A 12,036-nucleotide genomic window follows, 5' to 3' on the forward strand; every position below is an offset into this window, starting at 1 on the left:
CTCTACCTCCCGGCCGGCTTAGTAGACGTCCGAGGACTGGCCGCCCTCGACGACGAGGTCCTCGGGCTCGACGACGTCGCCGTAGACCGGGGCGAGGGTCTTCTCGAACGCCTCGTGGAAGAACTCCTCCTCGCCGAGCTTGAGGAGCAGCTCGTCGAGCCAGTCGCGCAGCGCGTCGTTGCCCTTCGCGACCGCGGGCGCGATCGCAGACTCCTCCCCGAAGTTCGGAATCGAGGTGACGAACTCGTCGGTGTCGGCGGTGAACGCGAGCGCCTCGGTGTTGTCGGTGATCCACACGTCGCCGCGGCCGTCGCGCAGCGCGGAGGTCACCTCGTTGTACTGCTCGTACTTGGTGACGTCCCAGTCGGGCTGGTTCTCCTCGATCCACGCGTCCTGGGTGGTGCCCTTGACGATGACGATCGAGGCGTCGTCGAGGTCGTCCTCCTCGACCGGGGCGTCAGCGGGGCTCACCGCGCCGAAGGAGACGGTCATGTACGGCCCGGCGAAGTCGACCTTCTCCTTGCGCTCGTCGGTGACGGTGAAGTTCGCGAGGATGATGTCGACCTTGCCGGACTCGAGGAATTCGACGCGCGACTGCGCGGCGACGGGCACCCACTCGAGCTCGACGCCGAGCTCCTCGGCGATGCGCTCGCCGAACTCGATGTCGTAGCCGGCGAACTCGCCGTTCTCGTCGACGTAGCCAAACGGCGACTTGTCGGAGAACGACCCGATCTTGATGGTGCCGTCCTCCTTGATCTCCTCCGGGGTGCGCGCCCCGACGGTCTCCTCGGTGGCCGCGCCCTCGGCCTCGACGTCGTCGGGGCTCGAGCACGCCCCGAGGGTCAGCGCGGCGGCGAGGGCGGTGGCGGCGGCGGCCGCCGGCGCGAGGCGGCGGTGCGGGGTCGCGGGGATCATGCGGGGCTCCATCTAGCAGGCGAACCGAACATGTCTGTCTGGCAGTACCATACCGATAGGTGTTTTTCGGGGCAATACCGCCACCCCCTCCTCCCCCGCCGCAGGCGCCCTAACCCCGGGGCGCGGGCACGAAAAACCGGCCCCGCCCAGGCCTCCCGCCTCGTGAAAGGATCGGGCGGCCGGGTTCGGGGCCGGCGGGCGCGGGTATTTTCAGCCCCCGCGCGGGGCTTGTGGGGCCTACTTAACGGCGCAGGCCGAGCCGGGAGATGAGCGAGCGGTAGCGCTCGACGTCCTTGCGCTCGAGGTAGTCGAGCAGCCGGCGGCGGCGGCCGACCATGAGCATGAGGCCGCGGCGGGAGTGGTGGTCCTGCTTGTGGCTCTTGAGGTGCTCGGTGAGGTTCGAGATGCGCTCGGTCAAAAGCGCGACCTGCGCCTCCGGGGAGCCGGTGTCGTTCTCGTGGATCCCGTACTCGCCGAGGATCTCCTTGGTCTTCGCGGTAGACAGCGCCATTGGCCGTTCACCATCGCTTTCTTCGTGTTTCAGTCCGCACCCGTGTGTTGTCGCTCAAGAAAAGAGCCGCCGGCCGGGCCCGTTGACACGGCGCCGACCGGCGCTGGGAGACTGCTGCGGACCGCAGTCGCCCGGCCGGGCAGGGATTCTACCACCCCGCTCCGCTTGCGGGGAAGCCGCCCGCCTAAGGCCGGTCTCGCCCGCCCCGCGTCCTCGGCGAGGGGCGGTTTTTAGTCCGCGGCCTCGAGCACGGCGCCGATGCGCGCCATGAACTCCTTGAGGAAGCGGTCCACGTCGACGCCGACGGCGACCTTCGCGTTCTTCGTCTTGTCGTTGAGGCGCTCCTCGTCGCCGATGGTGCGCCCGCGGGTCTCGCCCTCGGTGTCGACCTTGAGGTTGATGGGCAGGACGTCGACGAGGCTCGGGTCGGCGGCGACGCCCACGGCGAGCGGGTCGTGCAGGCCGCAGCCGCCGAGGTACGGGGAGGTCGTCTCGTAGGCCTTGATGTAGTAGTCGGTGATGTCCGCGAACGCGGTCGCGGCGCGGGTGCCGAGCTCCCGCCAGATCTTCGTGTCCTCGTAGGTCAGCAGCGTCTGCAGCGTGACATCCAGGCCCACCATGGTGGCGTCCTTGACGGTGCGGAACATCTCGTTGGAGGCCTCGGGGTCCTGGTTGATGTTCGCCTCCGCCCACTCGGCGACGTTGCCCGGCACGGTGAGCGCGCCGCCCATGAGCACGACGGTGATCTCCTCGGCGATGGAGGGGTCCTTCTTCAGAGCGGCGGCGAGGTTCGTCGAGGGGCCGGTGGGCACGTAGACGAGCTCGTCGCCGTACTTCTTCACCGACTCGATGATGAAGTCGGGCGCGGGGGTGTCCTCGACGGCGCGGTCCGAGTCGGGGACCTCGACGTCGCCGATGCCGTTCTTGCCGTGGATGAACTGGGAGATCTCCAGGACCTCGAAGCCGTCGGCGGCCGACGCGTGCGGCACGCCCGGGTAGACGGGCACCTCCGGGTGGCCGAGCAGGTCGAGCAGCGCGAGCGAGTTGCGCTGCCCCTGCTCGACGAGCACGTTGCCGTAGGTGCCGGTGATGCCGATGAGCTCGAGCTCGGGGGAGCCGAGCGCGTAGGCGATGGCGAGCGCGTCGTCGATGCCGGTGTCGAGGTCGAGGATGATCTTCTTCGTCACGGTCGTGGAAGGCCTTTCGCAAATCGGGCGTGCAACGTCGTCGTCCCGCCGCGCCGCCCCCGGGCCGCTTCTCTCAGGCCCCGGGGCGGGCCGGCGGGCGCGGTCGCCGCCCGATGCTACCCGCGCAGGATCTCGCGGGTGCGGGCCACGTCGTTGGCCATCGCGGAGAGCAGCTCGTCGACGGAGTCGAAGGCCTCCATCCCGCGGACCCGCTCGACGAACTCGACGCGGGCGGTGTGTCCGTAGAGGTCGGCCTCCCGATCGAGGACGAAGGACTCCACGCTGCGGGGCTCCTCCCCGAAGGTGGGGTTCGTGCCCACGGAGATCGCCGCCGCATACGGGCGGCCGGGCTCCATGTCGCCGTCGATGTCCTCGTCGTCTAAGACGGTGAGGAGCCCCGCGTACACCCCGTCGCCGGGCAGGGCCATGGAGTCGGGGAAGTACTGGTTCGCCGTCGGGTAGCCGAGCTCCGCGCCGCCGCGGCCCGCGCCGTGGACGATCTTCGCGGTCACCGAGAAGCGCCGCCCCAGCACCCACGCGGCGGTTGCGACGTCGCCCTCGGCGAGCGCCTCCCTCGCCAGCGAGCTGCACAGCACCCGGCCGTTCTCCTTGAACAGCGGCACGATGGTGACCTCGACGCCGAACTCGCCGCCCAGCTCGGTGAGCGTCTCGGCGGTGCCCTCGGCGTCCTTGCCGAAGGTGAAGTTCTCGCCGACGAACACGGCCTTCGCCTTGAGCGTGTCGAGCAGAAGGGAGGTGAAGTAGTGCCTGGGGCTCAATCCCCCGAGCTCGCGGGTGAAGTTCACCGCGAGCACCGCGTCGACGCCGCGCGCCTCGGCGAGGCGGAGCCGCTCCCCGAACGTCGCGAGCTGCTTCGGCGCGTCGCGGTGGAGGAAGATGGAGACCGGGTGCGGATCGAAGACGACCATGACGCACGGCAGGCCCCGGCGGCGGGCCTCGGCGACCGCCCGGGAGACGAGGTCCTGGTGGCCGCGGTGCAGCCCGTCGAACACCCCGATCGTCACCACCGAGCCGGCCAGCCCGGAGGGAACCTCTGCCAGTCCGTGCCAAATATTCACGCGGCCATCCTACGGCATAGACTCGGCCGCATGCTCGACCCGCTAGGCACCTCCGGACTCGTCGTCGTGGACAAGCCGAAATGGCTCACCTCCCACGACGTCGTCGCCCGGCTGCGCAAGGCCTTCCACACCCGCTCCGTGGGGCACGCGGGCACCCTCGACCCCATGGCCACCGGCGTGCTCGTCGTGGGCGTGGAGCGGGGAACGAAATTCCTCGCCCACCTCGTCGCGGCGACGAAGAGCTACACCGCGACCATCCGGCTGGGCGTCTCCACCGAGACCGACGACACCGAGGGCGAGCCCATCGCCGCCGCGGACCCGGCGGACGTCGCGGCCCTCGACCTCGCGGCCGTCGACGCGGCCGCCGAGGAGTTCCGCGGCACCTTCGACCAGGTGCCCGCGAAGTATTCGGCCTTGAAGATCGGCGGGCGCAGCGCCCACGAGCTGCTGCGCCGCGGCCGGGAGGTCGACCTGCCCGCCCGCCGCGTGACCATCAGCCGCCTCGAGCTGTCCGACGCGCGGCCCGGCGACGGCGTCGTCGACGTCGACGCCGAGGTCTCCTGCTCGACGGGCACGTACATCCGCGCGCTCGCCCGCGACCTCGGCAACCGGCTCGGCGTCGGCGGGCACCTCACCGCGCTGCGCCGCACGAGCGTCGGGGCCTTCGGCCTCGACGACGCCATCCCGCTCGCCGAGCTCGAGGAGGCCGAGCGGCCGCGCTTGAGCCTGAGCATCGACGAGGCGCTCACCCGCTGCTACCCCACCCTCGAGATCACCGAGGAGGAGGGCGACATGCTCGCCACCGGCAAGTGGCTCGAGCCCCGCGGCGTGAAGGGCACCCGCGCCGCAGTCACCCCGTCCGGCCGGGCGGTCGCGCTCGTCAAGGAGTCCGGCAAGAGGCTCGCCTCGACCTTCGTCGCGCGGCCGGTGACCCTCATGAAGCCCTCAGGCAAGAACGGCAGGAAGTAGCCCTGCCGGCCCTGGCGGGAACGGTCAAGCCTTAGGGCTAGTCGACCTGGTTCTCCGCCCAGCGCATCGAGCGGAAGCGCCACACACCGGCCACCAGCCGGATGAGCACGAAGACGAGCAGGCCCGACCACACGCCGACCAGGCCGCCGTCGAAGAAGTACGCGAGCCACACCCCGGGCAGGAAGCCCAGCACCACCGAGGCGATCGTCACGTTGCGGAGGAACGCCGCGTCCGCCGCGCCGATGAGCACCCCGTCGAGCGCGAAGACCACGCCTCCCGCGACGATCATCGCGACCAGCACCCACCACGGGCCCGAGAGCGCGTCGTGCACCGCCTCGTCCGGGGTGAAGATCTGCGGGATGAGCCCCGCACCGAGCGCGAAGACCGCCGCGATGACGGCCGCGACCGCCACCGAGTAGCCCGTCACGAGTGAGCCGACGCGCCGCGCCGGGCGGGCCGTTCCCCGCCCGAGCGCCGCGCCGGTGAGCGCCTGCGCGGCGATGGCGAGCGCGTCGAGCACCAGCGAGACGAAGTTCCACAGCTGGAGCATGATCTGGTGCGCGGCGAGCGCCGCCTGCCCCCAGCGCGCCGCGACGAACGCCGCGGAGAGGAACGCCACCTGGAACGACAGGGAGCGCACGATAAGGTCGCGGCCGAGCACGAGCTGGCGGCGGATGACCGACCAGCGCGGCCGCCACGAGCCCTCGTGCTCCCTGGCGAGCGCGGCGAGGAAGCACGCCGCGGTGATCGCTGTGCCGGTGACCGTCGCGATCGCCGAGCCGACGAGCCCCAGCCGGTTGACGAGGATGGGCACGAGGATCGCGCCGGGCACGACGCCGGCGAGGGTGAAGTAGAGCGGCCAGCGGGTGTTCGACAGGCCGCGCAGCCAGCCGTTGCCGGCCATGGTGATGAGCACGAGCGGGATGCCGAGCGCGGCGATTCGCAGCCACGAGGCGCTCGCCGCGCCGACCTCGTCGTCGGCGGCCATGAACCGCCCGATGGGGGCGGCGAAGCCCCCGACGAGCGCGGCGAGCACGAGGCCGACGCCGATGGCGACCCACGTCGACTGGACGCCCTCGGCGACGGCGTCAGATCGCCGCCCCATGCCGTAGAGCCGGGCGGCGCGCGCGGTGGTGCCGTAGGAGAGGAACGTCAGCTGGGTGGTGACCTGCGAGTAGACGGCGCTCGCGGCGGCGAGCGCGGCGAGCTCGAACCCGCCGAGCCGGCCGACGACCGCGGTGTCGAGCAGGAGGTAGAGCGGGGTGGCCGCGAGCACCCCCAGCGCCGGCAGCGCCAGGGAGAGCACCTGTCTCAGCGACACGTCTTCGGGGCCGAGGGGCGTGCTGGTCGACGTCGTGGCTGTCCTCCTTCTTCGCGCTCGCCCCGAGGCCGGTCGGGCCGGCGTCGGGGGTATCGGGTCGTCTCGGCGCGGCCCGCGGGCGCGCCGCGGGCCATAAGCTTGGTCGCACCGGTCCCGGAACTTCGCTTTCCGGGGCCCGGGGCACCAAAGGAAAATACCACCGACCGGAAGGATCACCCGTGCAGTCCCTTCTCAGCCAGGCCAAGCAGACCGAGGCGGTGACGGTCTCTCCCGGCGCGCTGTCTATCGCCGAGGTCGTCGCCGTGGCGCGCTTCGGCGCGCGCGTGGAGCTCGCCGACGAGGCGCTCACCGCCGCGGCGACGGCCCGCGCCCGCGTCGAGGAGCTCGCCGACCAGCCGCGCCCCGTCTACGGGGTGTCGACCGGCTTCGGGGCGCTCGCGAAGCGCCACATCCCCGCGGAGCGCCGCGCCCTGCTGCAGAAGAGCCTCATCCGCAGCCACGCGGCGGGCACCGGCGCACCCGTCGAGCGGGAGGTCGTGCGCGCGCTCATGCTACTTCGGCTCTCGACGCTGGCGACGGGGCACACCGGGGTGCGCCCGGAGGTCTTAGAGGCCTACCGGGACCTCATCAACTCCGGGTACACGCCGGTGGTGCCCGAGTACGGCTCGCTGGGCTGCTCGGGCGACCTCGCGCCGCTGGCGCACTGCGCGCTCGCGCTCTTGGGCGAGGGCTCCGCCACCGACCCCGAGGGCCGAGTCGTGCCGGTCGCCGAGGCGCTCGAGCGCGCGGGCATCGAGCCGCTGGAGCTCAAGGAGAAGGAGGGGCTCGCGCTCATCAACGGCACCGACGGGATGACCGGGCAGCTGTGCCTCGCGCTCGCGGACCTCGAGGGGCTGGCACGCTGCGCGGACATCGCCACGGGGCTTAGCCTCGAGGGGCTCAAGGGCACCCCGGAGGTCTTCGCCGACGACCTGCAGCGGCTGCGCCCGCACCCGGGCCAGCGCGCGAGCGCCGCCGCGATCCGCAAGGTCGTCGAGGGCTCCCCGATCCTGGCGGACGCGGCGAAGGAGTTCGCCGACAGCCACGTCCAGGACGCCTACTCGATCCGCTGCGCCCCGCAGGTCGCCGGCGCGTTCCGCGACACCCTCGACCACGCCGCGGCGGTGTGCTCGAGGGAGCTGGCCTCCGCGATCGACAACCCGGTCGTCGCCGACGACGGGCGGGTCACCTCGAACGGGAACTTCCACGGCGCGCCGGTCGCCTACGTCCTCGACTTCCTCGCCATCGCCGCCGCTGACCTGGCGAGCATCTCCGAGCGGCGCACTGACCGCTTCCTCGACACGGCCCGCTCCCGCGGGCTGCCGGCGTTCCTCGCCGACGATCCGGGCGTCGATTCGGGCCACATGATCGCCCAGTACTCGCAGGCCGGCATCGTCTCGGAGCTCAAGCGGCTCGCCGCGCCGTCGAGCGTCGACTCGATCCCCTCGTCGGCGATGCAGGAGGACCACGTCTCCATGGGCTGGGGCGCGGCGAGGAAGCTGCGCCGCTCGGTCGACGGGCTGGGCCGGGTGCTCGCCATCGAGCTGCTCACCGCGGCGCGCGCCGTGGAGCTGCGCGACAGCAAGCCCGCGGCGGGCACGGGCGCGGCGATCGCGGCGCTGCGCGAGGAGGGCGCAGCGGGCCCGGGCCCGGACCGCTTCCTCGCCCCGGAGATCGACGCCGCGGTGCGCGCGGTCGTCAGCGGGCGCCTCGCCGCGGCGGTCGACCGCGCCCTCGGCGAGTGGCGCCGCGGCGCCAACCGGCCCCGCGACCCGGGCTCGGGGCGCCGGGCCGGTAACACCGCGCGGGGCTAGCGGCGGCGCTGCGGGGCGACGGTGGCGCGCAGCGCGACCGCGAACTCGTCGACGACGGCCTCGCGGCCGCCGGAGGTGTTGTAGCCCGCAGACCTGCGGTGCCCGCCGCCGCCGAGCCTCGTCGCGAGCTCCGAGACGTCGAGCTCGGGGCTGCGCAGCGACACCGCCCAGCTGTCGCGCCCCGTCGCCTTGAACACGACGCCCATGTCGGCGGCCTCGATGGAGTGCACGAAGTCGGCGAGCTTCTCCACGACCGCGGACGAGTGGCCGAGCACCGTCTGATGGTCGGCGACGAGCACCGCGACCGACACCCCGTCGATGGAGAGCATCGTCGCCTCGGCGAGCACCCTGCCTAACATCTGCAGGTCGGTGATCGACGAGGTGTCGATGAGCTCGGCTGCGATGCGGCGCACGTCCAGCCCGAAGCCCATGAGCTCCGCGGCGATGAGGTGCATGCGCTCCCCGCCCCACTTGAAGCTCCCCGTGTCGGTCATGAGCCCCGCGTACAGCGCGTGGGCGAGCCGGTAGTCGAGGTCCACACTTAGGCCCCGCAGCACGTCGTAGACGAGGATCGTCGTCGACTCCGCGTCGGGCGCGACGAAGTTCACCGAGCCGAAGCCCGGGTTCGAGGAGTGGTGGTCGAGGCACACCACGGGCGCGCCGCCGGCTTTCGCCTCGCTGGCTACGCGCTCGACGTCCGCGGCGAGCGAGCCGGTGCGCTCCAGGGAGCCGCAGTCGACCGTGACGTAGCAGCCCGCCTCGGGAAGGCGCGAGGTGAGCTCGATGTCGGCGGCGCCGGGGATGGTGTAGAGGTTCTCCGCGAAGCGCTCGTCCTGCCCGATGACGACGCGCACCGCCACGCCGCGGCGCCTTAAGCCCTCGCCGAGCGCGACGGCCGAGCCGATGGCGTCGGCATCAGGCCGACGATGCGCGACGATCGTCGCGGACTCCGTTGCCACCAGCGCGTCAAGCACCGCGGGCAGCGCCCCGGCGGCGAGCCCCCGGTAGTCCTCGGGCGCGCCGGAGAGGTCGGGCAGTGAAGGCCGGCTCACGACTCCTCGTCCTCGGTCTTGTACGGGTTCGCGTCGCCGGCGTGCCGCGCCCCGCTGCGGGAGCGCTCCAGCTCCTCGTCGCGGGCCCGCGCCCTGGCGAGGACCTCCTCCATGCGCGCGGAGGCCTCCGGCACGTGGTCGAGCTCGAACGCGAGCGTCGGGGTGAAGCGCACCGAGAGGTCCTCGCCGACGAGCTTGCGCAGCATGCCGCGCTTCTTCTCGAGGAACTCCGCGGCGGCCTCCTCGCTCGGCTTCGCGCCCAAGGTGCGGCCGCGCACCGTGTAGAACACGGTCGCGTCGTGGAGGTCCCCCGTCACGCGGCAGTCGGTGACGGTGATGAGCTCGGTGATGGGGTCGCCGAGCCTGCGTTCGAGCGCGGTCGCGACGATCGCCTGGATGCGCTTGGCCATGCGGCCGGCGCGAGCCTTGTCCGCCATGATGGTCCTCTCCCCTCGACAAAACGACGCGGCCCGGTCATCGTCCCCGAGCACTGTGGGAAGCCTACCAGCGCCGCGGCGCCCGCCACGCGGCCCCGCCCGCGCTCGTGCTAGTCGGGGGTGCCGCGGCGCCGGCCGAGGAGGAACCACAGCACCGCCCCGATGATCGGGAAGACGACGATCCCGATGCACCACAAGAGCTTCGCGGCCCCGCCGGTCACCTCGCTGCGCAGCACGCTGACGATCGCGACGACCGCGACGATCAGGCCCGCGAGGCCGACGAGCGTCATCAGCGCGGAAAGGATTGCGGGTCCCATCGCGGCGTTCTCCCTTCCCTTGAGGTTGTCTCGGTCGCGCGGGCGGCGCCCGCCGTGCGCGGGGCCTACTGCTTGAAGTCGCGACCCTCGGTGAACCAGAGGAACGCGCCGACCAGTGGCGCGGCGACCGCGACGACGCACCACGCCGCCTTCTTCTCCCCTTTAAGCCCCGGGGTGCGCAGGATGTCGACGACCGCCGCGAGCGCCGCGACCACGGCCACGACGACCAGCGCGCCGAGCGCGCCGATGAGCAGTGACGACGCATCCATCAGCCGGCCGCTCCTTCCGGACCCGAAACGATCGCTCTCGCCCCTAAGTATGCCCCACGCGCCGCGCCGGGCGCGGCGGGCTCGGTACGGCGACGGCCCCCGCCCGCGCCCACATCAGGGGCGCGGCGCGGGGGCCGTTGCCTGCCTACCGGCCGGGCCGGGAGTTGCCGCTAGTCGCGGGGCACCTCGACCATCTCGTAGACCTGGATCTCGTCGCCGACCTGGATGTCGGGGTACGAGAGCACCATGCCGCACTCGTAGCCGGCGGAGACCTCCGTGACGTCGTCCTTCTCGCGGCGCAGCGACTCGATCGACGCCTTCTCGGCGATGACGTTGCCGTCGCGCACGAGGCGCGCCTTCGCGTTGCGCACGACCTTGCCGTCCTCGACCTTGCAGCCGGCGATGAGCCCGACGGCGGAGGACTTGAAGATCTGGCGGATCTCGGCAGTGCCGACCTCGCTCTCCTTGTAGACGGGCTTGAGCATGCCCTTGAGCGCGGACTCGACCTCCTCGATCGCCTCGTAGATCACCGTGTAGTAGCGGATCTCCACGCCCTCCTGGTTGGCCTCCTCGGTGGCCTTGCCCTCGGAGCGGACGTTGAACGCGATGATGATCGCGTCCGAGGCCGCGGCGAGCGAGACGTTCGTCTGCGTCACCGCGCCAACACCACGGTCGATGATGTCGAGCTGAACCTCGTCGTCGATCTCGATGCCCAGCAGCGCGTCCTCGAGGGCCTCCACCGAGCCGGCGTTGTCGCCCTTGAGAATGATGTTGAGCGTCGAGTGCTCCTTGAGCACCTCGTCGAGGTCCTCCAGGGAGACGCGCTTGCGGTTCTTCGCCTGCATCGCGGAGCGCCGCCTCGCGTCGCGCTGGTTGGCGATCTGGCGGGCGACGCGGTCGTCGTCGACGACGAGGAGGTTGTCGCCGGCGCCGGGCACGCTGTTGAGGCCCTGCACCTGCACCGGGCGCGACGGCTCGGCCTCCTCGACGTCCTCGCCGTACTCGTCGAGCATGCGGCGCACGCGGCCGAACGCGTCGCCGACGACGATGGAGTCGCCGACGCGCAGCGTGCCGCGCTGCACGAGAACGGTCGCCACCGGGCCGCGGCCGCGGTCGAGGTGCGCCTCGATCGCAAGCCCCTGGGCGTCCATGTCCGGGTTCGCCTCGAGCTCAAGCGAGGCGTCCGCGGTAAGAAGCACCGCCTCGAGCAGCTCGTCGATGTTGTCGCCGTTGCGCGCGGAGATGTCGACAAACAGCGTGTCGCCGCCGTATTCCTCCGGCACGAGGCCGTACTCGGTGAGCTGCCCGCGGATCTTCTCGGGCTGCGCCTCCGGCTTATCGATCTTGTTGACCGCCACGACGATCGGCACGTCGGCCGCCTTCGCGTGGTTGATCGCCTCGACCGTCTGGGGCATGACGCCGTCGTCCGCCGCGACGACGAGGATCGCGATGTCCGTCGACTTCGCGCCGCGGGCACGCATGGCGGTGAACGCCTCGTGGCCCGGGGTGTCGAGGAACGTGATCTTGCGCTCGTCGTCCTCGTCGTCCGAATGCGACGGGTTGACCGACACCTGGTAGGCGCCGATGCCCTGCGTGATGCCGCCGGCCTCGCGGGCCGCGACGTTCGCGTGCCGGATCGCGTCGAGCAGGCGGGTCTTGCCGTGGTCGACGTGGCCCATGACCGAGACGACCGGCGCGCGGGTCTCGAGGTCGTCCTCGTCGCCCTCGCTCTCGCCGAACTGCAGGTTGAACGACTCGAGCAGCTCGCGGTCCTCGTCCTCCGGGGAGACGACCTGGACCTTGTAGTTGATCTCGTCGCCGAGCAGCTTGAGCGTGTCCTCCGAGACCGAGGCGGTCGCGGTGACCATCTCGCCCAGGTTGAACAGCGCCTGCACGAGGTTCGAGGCGTCCGTGCCGATCTTCTCCGCGAAGTCGGCCAGCGACGCGCCCTGGCGCAGCCTGATGGTCTTGCCGCCGCCGTCGGGCAGGTGCACGCCGCCGACGACGTTGGGCGCCTTCATCGCCTCGTACTCGTGCCTCTTCTGCCGCTTCGACTTGCGCCGCTTGCGCGGCGGGCCGCCCGGCCTGCCGAACGCGCCGGCGGTGCCGCCGCGCCGGCCGCCCCG

At 71.9% G+C, this 12,036-nt stretch carries 12 protein-coding genes; 2 read left to right on the forward strand and 10 right to left on the reverse strand.

What is annotated here, in order from left to right:
• Positions 1-18 precede the first annotated feature (18 nt).
• The 4 genes from HMPREF9719_RS00470 to HMPREF9719_RS00485 form a co-directional block, all read right to left on the reverse strand.
• Complete coding sequence (locus tag HMPREF9719_RS00470; RefSeq protein ID WP_244848165.1) at positions 19-927, reverse strand: transporter substrate-binding domain-containing protein; 909 nt, start codon at positions 925-927, stop codon at positions 19-21.
• A gap of 229 nt (positions 928-1,156) precedes the next feature.
• A complete protein-coding gene (rpsO, locus tag HMPREF9719_RS00475; RefSeq protein ID WP_004599983.1) occupies positions 1,157-1,426 on the reverse strand; it encodes a 30S ribosomal protein S15 in 270 nt (89 codons plus the stop codon).
• Between the two features lie 230 nt (positions 1,427-1,656).
• Complete coding sequence (locus HMPREF9719_RS00480; RefSeq protein WP_004599984.1) at positions 1,657-2,613, reverse strand: nucleoside hydrolase; 957 nt, start codon at positions 2,611-2,613, stop codon at positions 1,657-1,659.
• Positions 2,614-2,729: 116 nt separating this feature from the next.
• A complete protein-coding gene (locus HMPREF9719_RS00485) occupies positions 2,730-3,692 on the reverse strand; it encodes a bifunctional riboflavin kinase/FAD synthetase (protein WP_004599985.1) in 963 nt (320 codons plus the stop codon).
• A gap of 30 nt (positions 3,693-3,722) precedes the next feature.
• On the opposite strand from HMPREF9719_RS00485, the gene truB reads away from it, so the two are divergent.
• Entirely contained in the window at positions 3,723-4,661 is a 939-nt protein-coding gene (gene truB, locus HMPREF9719_RS00490) for a tRNA pseudouridine(55) synthase TruB (protein ID WP_004599986.1), read from the forward strand.
• A gap of 37 nt (positions 4,662-4,698) precedes the next feature.
• Here truB and HMPREF9719_RS00495 read toward each other — a convergent pair whose 3' ends face one another.
• Positions 4,699-5,982: an MATE family efflux transporter gene (locus HMPREF9719_RS00495; RefSeq protein ID WP_038075124.1), complete on the reverse strand. Its 1,284-nt coding sequence runs from the start codon at positions 5,980-5,982 to the stop codon at positions 4,699-4,701.
• A 218-nt stretch (positions 5,983-6,200) separates the two neighbouring features.
• Here HMPREF9719_RS00495 and hutH point away from each other — a divergent pair, with 218 nt between their 5' ends.
• Positions 6,201-7,835 carry a histidine ammonia-lyase gene (gene hutH, locus HMPREF9719_RS00500; protein ID WP_004599988.1) on the forward strand — a complete coding sequence of 545 codons (1,635 nt, stop codon included), beginning with the start codon at positions 6,201-6,203 and terminating at the stop codon, positions 7,833-7,835.
• On the opposite strand, the gene HMPREF9719_RS00505 is transcribed toward hutH, so the two are convergent.
• From HMPREF9719_RS00505 to infB, 5 genes are all read right to left on the reverse strand, one after another.
• Positions 7,832-8,887 carry a DHH family phosphoesterase gene (locus tag HMPREF9719_RS00505; protein ID WP_004599989.1) on the reverse strand — a complete coding sequence of 352 codons (1,056 nt, stop codon included), beginning with the start codon at positions 8,885-8,887 and terminating at the stop codon, positions 7,832-7,834. The genes hutH and HMPREF9719_RS00505 overlap by 4 nt on opposite strands.
• Entirely contained in the window at positions 8,884-9,324 is a 441-nt protein-coding gene (gene rbfA / locus HMPREF9719_RS00510; RefSeq protein WP_004599990.1) for a 30S ribosome-binding factor RbfA, read from the reverse strand. Before rbfA ends, HMPREF9719_RS00505 begins: the two co-directional genes overlap by 4 nt.
• Before the next feature lie 110 nt (positions 9,325-9,434).
• Complete coding sequence (locus HMPREF9719_RS00515) at positions 9,435-9,641, reverse strand: PLD nuclease N-terminal domain-containing protein (RefSeq protein ID WP_004599991.1); 207 nt, start codon at positions 9,639-9,641, stop codon at positions 9,435-9,437.
• 65 nt (positions 9,642-9,706) lie between these two features.
• Entirely contained in the window at positions 9,707-9,910 is a 204-nt protein-coding gene (locus HMPREF9719_RS00520) for a PLDc N-terminal domain-containing protein (protein ID WP_004599992.1), read from the reverse strand.
• Between the two features lie 170 nt (positions 9,911-10,080).
• Positions 10,081-12,036, reverse strand: a 1,956-nt coding sequence (infB, locus tag HMPREF9719_RS00525; RefSeq protein WP_004599993.1) for a translation initiation factor IF-2, incomplete at its 5' end; no start/stop codon positions are given.

Origin of the sequence: Corynebacterium otitidis ATCC 51513 (assembly GCF_000296405.1) — a bacterium.
Lineage (GTDB): Bacteria > Actinomycetota > Actinomycetes > Mycobacteriales > Mycobacteriaceae > Corynebacterium > Corynebacterium otitidis.